This window comes from Methanosarcina sp. MTP4, assembly GCF_000970045.1.
Classification (GTDB): Archaea; Halobacteriota; Methanosarcinia; order Methanosarcinales; family Methanosarcinaceae; genus MTP4.
In genome coordinates, this window is record NZ_CP009505.1 from 2,210,605 (window position 1) to 2,226,353 (window position 15,749).

Annotated in this window: 11 protein-coding genes; 6 read left to right on the forward strand and 5 right to left on the reverse strand. The window is 45.3% G+C overall.

Annotated elements, in window-relative coordinates; all coding sequences use genetic code 11:
* Positions 1-178 precede the first annotated feature (178 nt).
* The 4 genes from MSMTP_RS09305 to MSMTP_RS19715 all read left to right on the forward strand — a co-directional run bounded on the left by MSMTP_RS09305 (position 179) and on the right by MSMTP_RS19715 (position 3,729).
* Entirely contained in the window at positions 179-436 is a 258-nt protein-coding gene (locus MSMTP_RS09305; RefSeq protein WP_052718349.1) for a hypothetical protein, read from the forward strand.
* A 911-nt stretch (positions 437-1,347) separates the two neighbouring features.
* Positions 1,348-1,803 (forward strand): DUF3795 domain-containing protein, encoded by a 456-nt coding sequence (locus MSMTP_RS09310; protein ID WP_048178760.1) that lies wholly within the window; start codon positions 1,348-1,350, stop codon positions 1,801-1,803.
* A gap of 242 nt (positions 1,804-2,045) precedes the next feature.
* Positions 2,046-2,363, forward strand: a complete 318-nt coding sequence (locus MSMTP_RS19710) for a hypothetical protein (protein ID WP_048178761.1) — start codon at positions 2,046-2,048, stop codon at positions 2,361-2,363.
* 148 nt (positions 2,364-2,511) lie between these two features.
* On the forward strand, positions 2,512-3,729 hold the full coding sequence (locus tag MSMTP_RS19715; protein ID WP_197076044.1) for a hypothetical protein: 1,218 nt from the start codon (positions 2,512-2,514) through the stop codon (positions 3,727-3,729).
* Positions 3,730-4,080: 351 nt separating this feature from the next.
* Here the strand turns inward: MSMTP_RS19715 and MSMTP_RS09330 are convergent, their stop codons facing one another.
* The 3 genes from MSMTP_RS09330 to MSMTP_RS09340 form a co-directional block, all read right to left on the reverse strand.
* A complete protein-coding gene (locus MSMTP_RS09330) occupies positions 4,081-6,624 on the reverse strand; it encodes a response regulator (protein WP_231582738.1) in 2,544 nt (847 codons plus the stop codon).
* A 267-nt stretch (positions 6,625-6,891) separates the two neighbouring features.
* A complete protein-coding gene (locus MSMTP_RS09335) occupies positions 6,892-7,272 on the reverse strand; it encodes a response regulator (protein ID WP_048178763.1) in 381 nt (126 codons plus the stop codon).
* A 558-nt stretch (positions 7,273-7,830) separates the two neighbouring features.
* Positions 7,831-8,910 carry an endonuclease/exonuclease/phosphatase family protein gene (locus MSMTP_RS09340; protein ID WP_052718350.1) on the reverse strand — a complete coding sequence of 360 codons (1,080 nt, stop codon included), beginning with the start codon at positions 8,908-8,910 and terminating at the stop codon, positions 7,831-7,833.
* Positions 8,911-9,310: 400 nt separating this feature from the next.
* On the opposite strand from MSMTP_RS09340, the gene MSMTP_RS09345 reads away from it, so the two are divergent.
* Complete coding sequence (locus tag MSMTP_RS09345) at positions 9,311-9,742, forward strand: nuclear transport factor 2 family protein (protein WP_048178764.1); 432 nt, start codon at positions 9,311-9,313, stop codon at positions 9,740-9,742.
* A gap of 33 nt (positions 9,743-9,775) precedes the next feature.
* Here MSMTP_RS09345 and MSMTP_RS17965 read toward each other — a convergent pair whose 3' ends face one another.
* Positions 9,776-11,902 (reverse strand): histidine kinase dimerization/phosphoacceptor domain -containing protein, encoded by a 2,127-nt coding sequence (locus MSMTP_RS17965; RefSeq protein ID WP_052718351.1) that lies wholly within the window; start codon positions 11,900-11,902, stop codon positions 9,776-9,778.
* Positions 11,903-12,360: 458 nt separating this feature from the next.
* Between MSMTP_RS17965 and MSMTP_RS09355 the strand changes: the two genes are divergently transcribed.
* Complete coding sequence (locus MSMTP_RS09355) at positions 12,361-12,660, forward strand: hypothetical protein (RefSeq protein ID WP_231582739.1); 300 nt, start codon at positions 12,361-12,363, stop codon at positions 12,658-12,660.
* Between the two features lie 66 nt (positions 12,661-12,726).
* Here the strand turns inward: MSMTP_RS09355 and MSMTP_RS17970 are convergent, their stop codons facing one another.
* A complete protein-coding gene (locus tag MSMTP_RS17970) occupies positions 12,727-15,642 on the reverse strand; it encodes a CARDB domain-containing protein (RefSeq protein ID WP_052718352.1) in 2,916 nt (971 codons plus the stop codon).
* Positions 15,643-15,749: the final 107 nt, after the last annotated feature.

Sequence of the window (15,749 nt, forward strand, 5' to 3'; positions counted from 1 at the left end):
ACTTATTTAAGTCAAATACCTACTTCGTACGTCTTCTTCATACATTTGGGACTAGCCCTATGGACCAATTGTATATATGTAAGTAATGGTATAAAAAAACAGCGATAGAAAACTTGTTTTTTAGCAGTACTGCGATTAAAAAATAATCAAAAACATAAGATAAACACACCCTTGTAAAATGGATCCTGAAAAGACCCTTTCAGGAAAAATACCGAAAAAAGGTTACCCGAGTTCTTTCTGGGAAGAACGGGGAGATCGCCACCACTGCGGTGTTGACCTTTATGCGCCTGGAAATACGGAGGTCGTTTCTATCGAAGACGGGATAGGCGCAGAAACCGGCATGATGACTTCTCCTGAAATCCTGCCTTACTGGAACCCGACCTATTATGTGCTTGTCGAAGGCATTTCAGGACTTTTCTGCAAAACTCAAAGATAAAAACCCCAGTATGCTCCACTTTGAGTTATGGAAAAAGTACCCGGTTACCTCGAGTAAAAAATACCTAGGAGGCAACTGGTTTGCCGAAGAAAAACCGTAAAACCTGCTGGACCCAACAGACTACCTGGAATCTATCACGGAGTCTATTGCATCGCAGGCGGGAAAAATATTACGAAGAGAAGGGATGCTGGCGAGCCAGAGAGCAAATCTTAAAGAAATGAGGGTACATTAACCGATTTTTTCATTTTGCAGGAGCTTCGGGAGAAATTCAGGATTTTCTGACATAAACTCGCAGAACATTCAAAACTTATTTAGTACTTGGGATGAATGTCTGGAAAAACGCAGAACACAAAAAATATTTTGGAAAATATACAAAATATTTAAATAAATTAATAAATATTTTTTAACAATTAGTGCTATGTGTTTCTTCATATTTTGACCTCAAAAAGTGTAGCACATACGAAGAAGGAAAGAATAAATAAATATAGTACAATTATAAAGAACTATACTTAATAAAATATACATTGAAATGTAAAAATATAAAAAAAATCACAGATTAATATTATTGGGAGAGATGTGGATCGAACGATATCTTTGTAAACTACCCCTATTTAGAAGTTTTCGAGATTCCTTTTTTAGCCATAAACTTGTATCTACAGTCATCATATTATATTTATTAGTCATTTCAATATTCTTAGGGAAAAGGCCGGCTGCTTCACAGCCGGTGGGAGCACCGGGACCTGAAAAGCGAATAGAGAAAAATTGCGGGATAACTGAGAGATTGGATTACACCGGTAGGTCCGGATTAAAACCTATTCAGAGGACTGAAGTCTCAATTGAAATTTTAATAGATTTTGCGGTACGACTCCGAAATCGATGAACTATTTATAAAACGAAGTCAAATTATTCCCATGCAGGAAAAGGAGCTCACAGCCTATTGCGGACTACATTGCGCCGATTGCATTCATTTCAGGAACAGGCACAGCAAACTTGCAGAGCAGTTGAAAGCTGAACTTGAAAAGGCGGATTTTCAGAGCTATGCAAGTGTAAAAAGCCCTTTTGGCTCCGAATTCCAGCACTATGATTCATTTATAGAAGTGCTGGAAGCCCTCATCCGACATTCCTGTACGGAAGGCTGCAGGGTTGGAGGAGGGTGCAGTAAGGAGCCCTGCCTGGTTATCGCGTGCTGCCGGGAAAAAGGATATGAGGGCTGCTGGGAATGCAGTGCGCTTGAAAGCTGCGAAAAACTCGATTTTCTAAAGCCCCGCTGTGGAGATGCAGTAATGCACAATCTGAAAGAAATCAGGGAACGAGGTTTTGACGGGTGGAGCAGGCGCCGCAGTCCTTTTTACAACTGGCAAAAATAATACTGGATACTTTCCAATCAAAATATCTGCCAAATACCAAAATCAAACACCTGTGTGGGGTTGCCATAGAGAAAACCGGAAATAACCGACCTGAAATTTTAGCCGAAACCTTGTCTGCAATAGATACTGAAAAAGGAATACTTGAGTAACTCCCAGTAATCAAAGATTATTACATTGTCCCTGATGGAGGAAAACTCGGCACGGATTTCCTCGAGTATGCCCTGGAAAACAAATTTCCCTTCGTGCTCGTCATCGACAGCGACGGAAATGCCCCTGCTTCAAAAAAGGCAAAAGTACTGGAAAACGAGGAAGAACTCGTAAAGCTGCTCAGGTCAAAGGCGAACTTCCTGGTATCGGAGAAGGATTTGCGAATATGTTTTAAATGTCCGGTGATAATTGTCAACCTTGTTCTTGCATTCCTGATTCCTGTCCGGAACCAGCCCCCAAGCCCCGGAAAGGTTGCTTTCGGTTTTTTGAGCTTCATGGCAGGTATATTTCCCGAGAGGAAAGGAATATTCCGCAAATGTAAACCAGGGGACATAGAAAGTTTATTATATTAATACTTTATAATCAAACTTTACATGGGGATTTTAGAAGGTCAAAAATTCAGCCTATCCGGGTAAGGCTGTAGCTTTTGTGGATTTGCTGCTCCGGAAAGAGGCTACCGGGCAAAACTTCTAAAATATATAAAAAATGAAGGGGAAAAACATGTTCTGGAGCAAGGACGACATTGTAGGAAGATTGAGTCAGATTCCGCACACACTTGAGGACATCTCAATAGATATCTTCAAGGGAGTTCCTTCAAAAAATGATTTCCTGCACAGGGTGAACCTTTCGAGAGAAAACTGCCCTGATGCACCGTACGTTTGCAGGAAGTTATACAAAAACGTAAACATAGAAAGGGAATTAATGCACCCCTACATGGACGGGGCCCTTTCCAATGAATTTGCTATCCGCCAGACCTCTTATCGCTTTATGCTGCCTTACGACATCCTCAGAGACGGCATCAGAAAGGAGTACCGGGTCATCCAGCCCGCCGACCTGAAAGCAAGGTTTCCCATGGCTTACGAAAGGCTTCTGGAAATTAAAAATAAGTCCCTGCTTGATGCAGAGGAGCTTGATTCAGGAAGACTTGATTCAGGAAGACTTGATTCAGGAAGACTTGATTCAGGAAGACTTGATTCAGGAAGACTTGATTCAGGAAGACTTGATTCAGGAAGACTTGATTCAGGAAGACTTGATTCAGGAAGACTTGATTCGGCTGACTACTACCAGCTTGAGGAAGAAAAAATCCTCAGTTACACAGGCACCCCTAAAATTATCATTACCGACCACTACCGTTTCCAGGCTTCCTATGATGCAAGCGGAGACCATGTTTTTGCGGACGGGATCGGAATTGTTCTTGGCGATCCCGGCCTTTACCACTACATCACGGCAGTGCTAAACTGCTCCATATCACGGGCCTTCCCTGAAATCTGGAAACGTGAAAAATTGAGGACAGACAGCAACCTTTACCCAAAAATGCTTAAGCGATTTCCCATAGCATTCCCGAAAGACGAAAGCACAGAGATCCTGATAAGCACAATCTCCCGCTACCTGATTTACCTGAACCGGCAAAAATATATTTCAAGCGTCTGCTCCCTGGCATGCTACCAGGAACTCATCGACTTCTACAAAAGAATTGCAGACCTCTTGATTCTGGACATCTACCTTACAAACGACCTGGACCCGAGATTCATGGAAATCCTCTCCGAAAACATTACCCCCACAGAAGAAGAGTTTGAGTACAGCAGCAACATGAGCCTCATGATTGCTATGCAGGGCATAAAGAAAAGCATCCTTGATTCCCCCGATTTCCGGAAATGCAAGTTCAACAACGAGTTCACGAATATCCTGGCTACCATAAAAAACAATGGTGTGTGGTAAGCAAAGTTTGTATTCCGAAATAAGATAAGTTCAGGGAAAAAAGAGAAAGAGGGAAAAATTTCCCATTTTCAACAAGATTATTTTTCGGACAAAATATTAGAGGCAGGATGTCGAAGGCAGGATGTCGAATCAGAGTGCAGGGTTCCACTGGCAGCCTATTCTTCAAGCATTTTATCCTCAGTGATTTCGGAAAAGGCTGTCCTCTTTGTAGGAGGTGAGAGCCCCGGGAAAAGTCTGAGATCACGAAAAGACTTGAAACCGGGATTTAACCCGGTCACAAACCATGACCATTTCAAGCGATATAACAGGATTTCTGCGGAGCCGAAACCTCCAACTCCGGTTTTACTATCTTCAACAGCACCTGCACGTTTCAGCACTACGCTCAACGCATTTGATGAAGGCAATAAGTTTATCCCTGCTCAGGTCCCCTTTTTGCATGACATAAGAAACATTGCTATTGAGCATTTCTTTTTCCTCGCTTGTGAGGTCTTTTGCGGTGCAGACTATAATCGGGATATCGACCGTGTCCGGATTCCGCTTGAGGGCCTGGATTACGTCAAAGCCGGAAACCCCTGGCATCATCAGGTCAAGAATAAGGGCATCAGGATGCTCATTTACGGTCTTTTCAATTGCTTCCCTGCCCCCGTATGCACGGGTGACTTCATAACCGTTATTTTCAACCATCGAGACCATAAGCTCAACTATTGCGGCCTCGTCGTCAACAACGAGTATTTTCGGGTTTGTTATATCGGTCCTTTCCCTCATGTGGTCCAGGGAGGAGAGCAGCACGCCTTTTTCAACGGGTTTTACAAGGTGGTCGAATGCACCCCAGAGCATGCTGCATTTCCTATCGTCGTCCATGGAAATTACCAGCACAGGAATTTCAGCCGTTGCAGCGTCCTCTTTCAGGTCCTTAAGCACCATCCAGCCGTTCATCTCCGGCATCATGATATCCAGGGTGATCACGAAAGGTTTCAATTCCTGAGCCAGCAAAAGGGCCTGTTTCCCGCTGGAAGCCTGAGCCACCCGGTAGCCTGCCTCGGTTAATGTGATAACAAGCAGTTCCCGGGACATTTCGTCGTCTTCGACAACCAGCACCAGCGGTTCGGAACCGAGTGAACCTTCAGGTTCAATAATTTCCGGGATTTTCGAACCTTTTTCAGTCTCATCCGCAGCCTTCACCTCAACTTCGCTACCTTCAATACCTGAAAGCCCTGTTTCAGCGGCATTTCCGGAGGTCCCTGTTTCAGCGGCATTTCCGGAGACTCCATTTTCGGCAGCCCTGATAGACTTTGCACCTTCGTTAGTTCCCCCGTTTACCATCTCATTTCCGGTGCACCTTAGCGGCAATTCGAACATGAATGAGGAGCCTTTCCCGAGCTCACTTTCCACATGAAGCGAGCCTCCGTGCAGGTCAACAAACTTCCTGACAAGGACGAGCCCGAGGCCCGTGCCTTCATAATGGCGGTTGGTTGCCGAATCAATCTGTTTAAAGGGCCTGAACAGGTGTTCCATATCCTCTTTTGCAATCCCGATCCCGGTGTCCTCAACCTTTACCCGGACACTGTCCTCGCATCGAAGAGCCGAGACTTTCACGGACCCTTCATTCGGGGTAAACTTGATTGCATTGCTCACAAGATTGTAGAGGATCTGCTTGAAGCGGACCCTGTCGGCGCTGATGAAAATGCCCTGTTTCACATCGAATTCTACTGAAATGTTTTTCTTCAGGGAGAGGGGAGTTGTAACAGTTTTGGTGTCGGCAAAGACCTCGGGGACAGAGAAGTTCTCAATTTCAAGGTCCATTTTCCCGGCTTCGATTTTCGAGAGGTCTAGGATGTTATTGATCAGCGCAAGGAGGTGTATGCCACTGTTGGAAATATTTTTGAGGAAGCGCATATTCTGCTCATCGAGTCCCCCGGTCATGCCTCCGAGCATCAGGTCCGAAAACCCGATGATTGCGGTAAGGGGAGTCCTCAGTTCATGGCTCATGGTAGCAAGGAATTCACTCTTTGCACGGTTGGCCCCTTCGGCGGCAAACTTTGCCTGGAGCAGTTCTTCTTCTGCTTTTTTGCGTTCGGAAAGGTCGATGAAACTCTCTACAAAATAAGCGGTCCCCCCGATGGACACGGGCACCACACTCTTCAGGATGGGGACGGGTTCTCCCCTGGCATTCAGGAGAGAACTTTCAGCCACGTCTGAAGGATGATTCGGGTCAAAGGAAAGACATTTATCTTCTTCTTCCGGAGAAAGAAAACGGTGGCAGATTTCCCCTAAAAGTTCTTTTTCGGACATCCCGAGAGTGGTCACTGCAACAGGGTTTGCGTCAACTATTTTTTTGCTGGAGGCCTCAATAAGCAAAATACCGCAGAGGGTATTATCAATTATTGTTTTCAACCTCTCCCTGCTTTCCTGCTCCCACCTTTCGGCTTTTTTGCGGGAGCTTATGTCCCGGGCAACAATCTGGACCAGTTTTCCATCGTTATGTATAAGGGACGAGCTGACCTCCACGTCAATAAGCTTCCCGTCCGATTTCATGTACTTCATTTCAAAGCATGAAGAACCCTTTTCGCATGTTACTTTCAGGGCTTCCCGGGCTTCGGGGAGATACTCTCCGGGGACCAGGGACATAAGGGAAACGTTCCCGGTGTCGAACCGGTCAACACCCAGGACTTCCCTGCCCCTTTCATTGATATCCAGCACCCATTTGCCGTCCGAAATGATGATTGAGTCATTGGACTGTTCGAACAGGGCCCTGTACCTTTCATCTTTTTCCCTGAGGTTGGCCTCGGCTATCCTGTGAAGGGCAAGGGCATTTTCCGTATCCATCCAGCGTCTCAGGGAAAAAACCCCAAGCCCGAAGGAAAGATAAACCGAAAGAGTTAGTAAGCCCCCCAATTCCCACCTGTTAGACTGCTCGACAAACGCCACTACAGATTCAAAAAGGTTATAACTGGAAGCAATTATTGTAAAGATAAGACCTACAGTCAAAATTAAGAGCAATTCATTTAATGTTTTTGAGAACTGAACTCTGAAAAAACTCTGCATCACACAACCCCCACAAAGCAAAAATCATTCTTTATGGACACTTTTTATCCCTTATCTCAAACAATTCAGTATCGAAGTTTAGTATCGAATTTTAGTATCGAATTTTAGTATCGAATTTTAGTATCGAATTTTAGTATCCGGCAATAACTTTTCCAGCAACAATTTGAACCCTGGAATGTCAATAGGTTTCGAAACATAGCCGTTGCACCCTGCTCTCAGAAACTTCTGTTCATCTCCGTACATGGCATGGGCTGTCAGGGCAATAACAGGAATATTCTCAGTTTCCGGATCTTCTTTAAGCCTCTTGAGGACTTCAAGTCCGTCCATTCCGGGAAGTTGTATATCCAGCAAGATAAGGTCAAAATCACTTTCTTTTACAACTTTCAGAGTTTCAAACCCATCTTCTACCCCTGTATGGCCATAACCAAATGATGTCAGTAGGGTTCTGACAAGTTCCATTATCACAGGATTGTCCTCAACTACCAGTATATTATTCATAAGATGTCGCCATGCCAAAACATTTTGTTTCCCTTACCGAACCAGAGACATATGAATCAAGAGCCCCTTTCGCAGTTATTCATCCATCAGCCAACATGCCTGGAATATAACATAACATAATTATTATTTTAATTAATTATTACTAATATTTTTATAATAGTACTATAAAAACGTTTTGAAATTATATTTTCAACTAAGAGATAAGAATAGATAAATTGAATATCCAAAATTGTATCCAGTACCCTAGCTACTCCCCCCAAGGCATGATAAAATTTAACAAAGTTAGTAGTTAATTCGAGCTCAAAACATATAAAAATTTTGGCTCATGTTGGACATCACAGACTATAATAACTAGAGAAATATAAACATAATAATGAAATTACTTCAATATCAAGGAAAAGAAGATCCGGTTATCCAAACCCAAAAAAGGCAGGGACCTCTAAAACAATAAAAAAATCAGGAGATGAGAATAAATTTTAAAGCGCACCTCCCTGGAACTCATTTTCTTAAATGCTTCTCTTAAATGCTTCTCTTAAATGCTTCTCCATGCGCATCTCCTTAAAAATCATCTCCAGAGGTGAGGAATTCGGCATAAACGGGGTAGTGATCGGAAACTGCAGTCGTTTCATCATAAGTAAGGTTATAGGCCAGGTCATACCTGAAAACCCCAACATCTCCGGTGAATTGGGACTCTGCGCCTTCACTTACGATTATCCTGTCATAGGTATAATCGGTTGCCTTTGTTGTAGTGTCCAGGCTGTTGTTTATCAACCAGTTGTATTCAGGACCGCGAAGGTCGCCCGGGGCGTCCTCATCGTAATATGAGCCGTCAGCGTTGAGGTCACCCATCAGGATGAAATCATCTTCCTCAGGGTAGGCAGTCCGGGCGTATTCAACGGCCTCGTCAAGGGAGTTTATCTCTTCTTCAGCCTCGTCAGGATCGGTGTGGACGGTGAGCAGGACAAAACTGAAGTTTTCGCCCGGCAGCTCGAACCCGGCAATATAAGGCTGCCTGTGAAAGGGGTCAGTACCTTCGGGTTCCGGGTAGGTATGAGGTTCTCCTGCCACCCTGAGCCTGGTGCTGTTATACACGTAGGCATACTGTTCTTTGCTTGTAGTCCTGCCCAGCCGCTCACTGACCACATATTCGTAGCTTGCCCCCTCACTGTTCACGGCCTCGACAAGCTGAGGGAGAGCAGTCTGGGAACTGTCCCGGATCTCCTGGACCGCAACGACGTCATAGCTGCGTATGATCTGCGCAAGGACTTCCATAACTTCGGGTTTTGAGGCCTTGGTGACTCCGAATACCTGAATATTAAAAGCCCCGACCCTTATTGTTTCATCCTGCCCTTCGGCATCCGAAAGGGACCTTGTGGTATAGGGTAGCTCCCCGGTTCCGGCATCACCTGTTTCGCCGCTGTCCTCTAATTCCCCGACGTCCTCGCCCACAGTGCCATTGGCTCCGTCAACTAGAGCCGGAACCAAGTTTTCCTCCGGGGTCACCGGCAGGGAGGCTTCCGTGTTGGAAACGTTCCCGATCTCTGTAACAACTTCCTCTGGAGAGCTTATGCACCCTGAAAAAAGTACGATAAGGATTGCAAGAGGAATTACTGTTCTATAGAATTTCTTGAAGTCCATGATATACCTCTATTTCAGGTCATTCAGCCCCGGGCATATGCCGAAGGTCCGAAAGCCTATGAACACATAATAAAAATATTTTTCAAAAATTGCCTGTTTGCTTTTAAAAAGTAATGCACTATAATAGTTAAGTAAATAAAAATGTGCAGGAAGAATATATTAAATTTATTGCCCTGGTTAAAAAAATGCCCAAATGTGTAGTAAAAAAGTAAAGGAAGTCTAAAAACAAGGTGAAAAAACAAAAGATGCAAAAAAGCAAAGAAGCAAAGATGCAATTCATTTTGTTGCGATTATTCTGTACTTTACTTTCTATCACCCTACTTTTCAATCACTCCACGTTTCATCGAAAAATATATTTAGAAGTTGGGACAGAGTAATAGTACGTAATTGGGGAGTATCAATGTCTGAAACCATGCATGAAATAACGCTACGGATAGACAAAGCAATTGAAGCAAAAGACACTGTAACAATACTTTCATATTTCAATGAAAACTGTGAAATCTTCCTTTCAGGACAGAAGATTAAGGGGAAAACCGAGGCAAAAAAGTGGACTGAATGGCTCTATAGTTACTTTGCCGAACTTCGGATAATCCCTGAAAACGGATTTGTCGGAGGTAGCCTGTTTTTCAGGAAATTCACCCTAAAGGCAATACTCCACGATGGCAGTGAAATCTTATCAAAGCAGGCTGGAGTACTGGAATTTTCTGACCAGAAAATAAAGAGTCTCAGGCTCGACTTCGACCGAGCTGACTTTGATAGGCTTGACTTAGCATATGCGCTTACAAAGGCCCCCGGGGGCAAAAAAGAATTAAAGGTGGCGATTGAAAAATAGAACTCGAGGGTTTAGGGAGGGGATCTCGCAGGTTTAAACTTCCGACATCAGTCTCCGGTTGCTCCCCTGAAGTTCGTTCCTGAACCTGATAATAAACTTTGTGCCTGCTTCTCTTTCCATCTCAATAGTACCTTCTATCTGGTCCACCAGCGCATTCACAAGCTGCAAACCCAGAGTCTCCGGGTTTCTGAAATCAATTCCCTCCGGAAAACCCTTCCCATTATCTGAAAAAACAAGCATGAAGCGGTCATATATTCCGGAGCTGTTTAGAAAGTTTGCACTGACCCTGGCTTTGTCTGACTTTTCATCCCCACCGATTCCCTCCCTGAGCAGTGTGATATGGATTTCTCCCAGGGTCCCTGCCCTAAAAGCATACTTAAGAGAATTGGTAAACAGTTCATTGATAATGATTCCCAGTGCAATTACCGTATCAACTCCGAGGACTACCCTTTCTACGTCCAGATGCAGACGGATCTCAGAGCTCCCCACGTTATATGACCTGAGGAGGTCCGCGATCAATTTACGAATGTAGGAGCTAAAATCTAGGTAGTCCAGGTCGCCGGACTCGTACAACTCTTCGTGGATGAGGGACATTGACACGATGCGGTTTTCACTTTCCCGGAAAGCCTCAACAACTTTCTCATCGCTGAATTTTTCCGCCTGAAGGTCCAGGAGGGAAGAGACGATTTGCAGGTTGTTCTTGATCCTGTGATTTATCTCCTTTTTCCGGAGCTGCTCTGCTTTCGCAAGAGCTTCCTCCGCAACTTTCCTCTCGGTGATGTCAATGACCACGCCCTGTAAAAGAGTGGCATTGCCCTCCGCATCCCTCTGGATAAAAGTCCTTTCGTCAACCCAGCGCAGTGCCCCTTCTTTTGTGAATATCCGGTACTCCATCTTGAAACTTTCATACCCTTCCTCAATGCAGCGGTCGAGATCGGCACAGACCCTGTCAATATCTTCCCTGTGGATTATGTTCCCGTAAAGAAACTTTCCGGAGGTGAAGTCCTCAACCGAGTACCCGAACTGGGACACGTTTTCGGATACGAATTCCGAAGGCCAGTTTTCCTCATTTCGCCAGACAAAGACCACGGCAGGGCTGTTGTTGATAACGGTCCAGAGGACTTTCTGCACTTCAAGGGCCACCCTCAGAGCTTCCCTGTTCTCCCTCAGCTCGCTGATGTCCACCATTATCCCCAGGTGCTCCGAGTCCTCACCCAAAATGGTTCCTGCATTTTTACTGTAAAATCCCGGAAGTTCTTTTTGAAGCACTTCTTCCAGTTCAGGTAGGGAATGCCCCGGAATTGATTCCCTTGAAAAGTCCGCTACATGCCGGGAAAAAAGGTCGTTGGAACCCCCGGAGACTCCGTTCCGGTCCCGGAAAAAAATCGGGGAGGGAATGATCTCAAGCAGGGTCTCAAGAAATAGTATCCTGCTCCGGAGCTTCCGGTCAAACTTCCCATATTCGAGAATTTTAGTTAGCAGGGTAAGGACAGCCACCATGAAGTGTACATCTTCCGGGGTAAACTCCCTTTGCTTTCTACTGTACAGGGTTATCACTCGGGGGGATGCGCCCTGAATTTTGAAGGGAACGCTGATCCCTCCGGCAAACTCATGATCTGCAGGAGGCTGCGCAGTGGTTGAGGAGTGGATTGTTTGAGGAAACTTTAGAATTTCGCAGGATTCGACTTCAAGGACAGAGGCAACCATAGCTGCGGTCTTATCCAGCAGAGTCTGGTGGCCTGCTGATGAAAGAGACAGTTCCCCCAACCTGGAAAGAACTCGCTGCTGGTGTTCTTGCAGACGCGGCTTTTCTTCGTCCGGTTTCCGGGAACTGAGATTTATCCCGTGGATGTGGACGAATTCCTCATCAAAAGGCTTGAACATGAGTGAGTATTCCTTTTCCCCTCCTTTTACAACTAAATTCCGGGGCTCCCTTTCCCGGAGGACTTTTCGGGCAAAACATGCAATATTTTCAGGAAGTGCATCTCCTGTACGGATACCCCAGATCTCAAGCAAAGGAGTACCTGCCTCGTTCGCATAGAGCACCTTCCCGTCTTTTCCCACCCTGAATATGGGCTCAGGGCTGGTTGAGAGGAGCTGCTTCATCCAGGAAAATTCATCCACGTCAGCCTTCGCTGCACCAAAGTTAATACTGAACACTTCCCCTTCATGTCAAATTATTTTTGTCACCCGTATGATATTGGCAATTCAGTATGATATTGGCAGTTCAGTACAAAAAATATTGCATTAATCGCAAATTTATTGATTATGTGAATATGTTTAATGAATGAAAAATTAAAAAATGTTTCGAACAAATAATAGGACAGGAATTTAAAACTAAGAGAACTCTGCATATTCTTTTTATTAAATCTCCTGACCCGAAAATTGCCTGAAATAGTAGAATAATTTTTTATTGGTTACTTCCCATCTGTACTCAGGAAGAAAAACTCTGAAAACATAAGGTGGGATGAAACCTGTCAAAAAAACAAACACTAACAACCCTGGTAATCTTACTCCTTACAGCCACCCTGTTCACATCCGGCTGCCTCAGTGAGGGTGGAACGAAGTTTTCAATTTCCGATAACGACACGGAAATCGAAGTAGACCTCCCCGGAACCATGGAGGATGAATGGTGTCCGGTTGGCTCCCACGTCAAGGTCACAAATCCGATCACAAAAAAAGCCCTTGACATGACCGTAATCGGGAAAGAAGAATTCGAAGGGGAAACCCTCTGCAAAGCCGCCCTTGAAACCACAGGTGAAGAAGGCACCTCGACCTTCGAATACATGTGGTCCGAAGATAAGAACACAACTGTCTTCACCAAATACGACACCGAAGGAAACGTTTCCCTGAAATACATCTCCAAGGACGGAAAGAAGACGATTATTGGTGGAGATGGAAAGACCCTGGAGTTTTGAGATGAAAATGAATGAAAGAGATGAAAGAGATGAAAGGGAATGAAATAAAAGAGCTCAAACTTCCCCTCATTTCTTTCTTCTGGAAGAGCTAAGCAACAGAAGCACCACAAAAATAAAAACCAGCCCTGTGAAAGCCGGAGCTTCGGAAATAAAACTTTTAACTGGTTCGGGAATAAAATCTTCAACCGGGCCAAGAATAGATTCGGGATTAAAGCTTTCAACGGATTCCCGGGTCCCTTTTGAAGAAAAAGGAGAGTCTGAAGCCTTTACGTCGAGGCTCAGGGAATCATGCTGGGAGTAGGTTTTGTCCTCCTCAAAAGAGTAGAAGACATCCGCTTCAACGGTGTGTTTTCCTTCTTCATTGCCAATCATTTCAAGGGAGATGGTCCTGACATCACTGCCGGGATCAAGCGTATACTTGGCCTGATACATTCCCCCACCGCTTGTGACAAAATATGAACCCGAAACCGAGACCCCGCTTGGAGGCCTGACAACGAGCTGTACGTTCATTTTTTTGCCTCCGAGAGGGTTCATCACCCCCAGGTCGAAAACCGCAGTTTCCCCTACATTGAGCTCTTTTTTAGTGCACTGGAAGGCTACTGACGGGCCTTTCTCGGAAACTTCCAGGGGGATTTCTTTGTGGTTTTTGTGTTCATTTTCATCGAGGTCAGAGGCTTTGATTTCTATCAGGTGGTCCCCTGCCGACAGAGGCCCCATAACGGTTTTGTAAGCCCCTTCCTCATGGAAGGTATCTATCAAGGTTCCGTCAATTTCTACCCGGACTGTTTTAATCCCGCTTTCATCCCTGACGAAGAAGTCCAGTTCAAGCTCTTCCCCGTCCTCGAGAATGGAATCTTCGTCCCCTATTTCGGAAATCCCGGAAACTTCTATCGTGGGAGCCCTGGGGTCTTCCTGCTTCAGGGCCAGGGTGTAAAAATCACCCCTGTTTCCCACGTGTATCTGCCCTTCGGTCGGGTAATATGTTTCTTTCTCAACCCTGACCATCACATCACTTTCCTGAATCATTCGGACTTCAAGGACCCCTTCAAGGTCAGTAGAACCTGTAAAATTGTTCCCGATAAAAACTTCAGCATTGCTGACAGGCTGCCCGAAAGAGTCTTCCACGTTCAAAGTCAGGGGAACTTTTGCACAGACTATTTCCATTTTAACGCCTGTTAATTCATCATACCCCATTTCCACCTCTTTCATCGATTCAAAGTAATCGGGGTTCAGGACGTTTACGATATGAGTTTCTCCCTGGGCAGCTTCGCTGCGGATAAAGCCTTCCTGATCGGTGGACCCGATAAACGTATTGTCAAGATAAACTTCAACCCCTTCCACCGGCTCCCCGGTACTTTCATCCGCGACCGAAATATCCAGTTTCCCGGAACTCCGGATTTTCTCGACCTGTACCGTGCCGGAAAAATCGTTGTTTGCCTCGCTTTCTTCCTCGACATACTCCGAATACCCGGCCTTATCCTTCATATCAATATACGCCGTAACCTGATAGTCACCCCCTTCCAGATCCCGGGCAAGCTTCCAGGAAAATTCGTAGACAGCTGACTCTCCTGCCTGAAGGACAGGAACTTTCTCATAGCCGAGCCTGGAGTCTTCAACATACAGACAGATGTAAAAATCTTTTCCCGAACTCAGGCTGCCATGGTTCCCGTACTTTACGGAAAAAGTAACCTCATCTTCGGTTTTCGGGCTTGCAGGGTCCCAGGTAATTTCTTCAATTACTAAATCAGGTCCTCCGTCACTTCCGGGTTCTTCCTCACCCTCAGGTTCTTCCTTACTCTCAGGTTCTTCCTTACTCTCAGGTTCTTCCTTACTCTCAGGTTCTACCTCACTTTCGGGTTCTACCTCACCCTCTGATTCGTCCCCACTTTCGGGTTCTACCTCACCCTCAGGTTCTTCCTCACTTCCAGGTTCTCCCTCACTTCCAGGTTCTCCCTCACTTCCAGGTTCTCCCTCACTTCCAGGTTCTCCCTCACTTCCAGGTTCTCCCTCACTTCCAGGTTCTCCCTCACTTCCAGGTTCTCCCTCACTTCCAGGTTCTCCCTCACTTCCAGGTTCTTCCTTACTCTCAGGTTCTTCCTTACTCTCAGGTTCTCCCTCACTTCCAGGTTCTTCCTTACTCTCAGGTTCTACCTCACTTTCAGGTTCTACCTCACTTTCAGGTTCTACCTCACCCTCTGATTCGTCCCCACTTTCAGGTTCATCCCCACTTTCAGGTTCGTCCTCACTTACCTGGAATGTCTTCGAGAAGTTGTTGTTCGTCTCATCGCTTTCCTCGATATCCCCTGAACCCTCGTTTTCGTCCTCCATGTCGATGTAAGCGGCAACCTTATGTTCACCTTCCAGAACATCCGGGAAATCCGGGTCAACAGTCCAGGTACATTCGCAAACAGAAGATTCTCCGGGCTGGAGATCATCAACCCATTCATAAGCGACCTGTGAATCATCGACATAGAGACAGATGCCAAAACCATTTCCCGCATTACGGGTCCCCCGGTTGCCGTACATTACTGAAAAAGTCACTTCGTCCCCGGTTTTCGGAAATTCCGGCATCCATAAGATATCTTCGACAAAGAGGTCGGGGTTTTCGTTTCCACTTACGAAAAAATAATCCTCAAAATCATTATTCGACTCATCAGTTTCGGGGACCTGGCCGGAGGCATCAATCACCGCAATAACGGAGTGTTCTCCGATTCCCATATCCTCCCCGATATGAAATAAAAAATCAACACTTGCACCTTCCCCCGCATCAAGGGGAAACACATCCATCTCCCCTACCAGAGTTCCATCAACAAAAAGAAAAATTACAAAACTTTCATTACTCAGGTTCCCGAGATTTGCATATTCCACAGTAAAAATCACGTCATCCCCTATCTGCGGCTCGGGAATATCCGGGACGATTCCCAGAACAGCCAGGTCAGCCTGTTCTTCGTCAGCTGCCACCGGAATGCAAAGCAAAAGCATCAAAAAAAACACGGAAAAGAGCAATTTTGAATTGGATTTTTTGAATTGAGATGTCTTGAATTGAGATGTTTTGAATTGAGATGTCTTGAATTGAGATGTCTTGAATT

Bases quoted from the DNA above. Each gene is read 5' to 3' on its own strand.
- MSMTP_RS09310 (WP_048178760.1), top strand. From the start codon at position 1,348: ATGCAGGAAAAGGAGCTCACAGCCTATTGCGGACTACATTGCGCCGAT.
- MSMTP_RS09355 (WP_231582739.1), top strand. From the start codon at position 12,361: ATGGAGGATGAATGGTGTCCGGTTGGCTCCCACGTCAAGGTCACAAAT.
- MSMTP_RS19715 (WP_197076044.1), top strand. From the start codon at position 2,512: ATGTTCTGGAGCAAGGACGACATTGTAGGAAGATTGAGTCAGATTCCG.
- MSMTP_RS09345 (WP_048178764.1), top strand. From the start codon at position 9,311: ATGTCTGAAACCATGCATGAAATAACGCTACGGATAGACAAAGCAATT.
- MSMTP_RS09335 (WP_048178763.1), bottom strand. From the start codon at position 7,272: ATGAATAATATACTGGTAGTTGAGGACAATCCTGTGATAATGGAACTT.
- MSMTP_RS09340 (WP_052718350.1), bottom strand. From the start codon at position 8,910: ATGGACTTCAAGAAATTCTATAGAACAGTAATTCCTCTTGCAATCCTT.
- MSMTP_RS17970 (WP_052718352.1), bottom strand. From the start codon at position 15,642: ATGCTTTTGCTTTGCATTCCGGTGGCAGCTGACGAAGAACAGGCTGAC.
- MSMTP_RS09305 (WP_052718349.1), top strand. From the start codon at position 179: ATGGATCCTGAAAAGACCCTTTCAGGAAAAATACCGAAAAAAGGTTAC.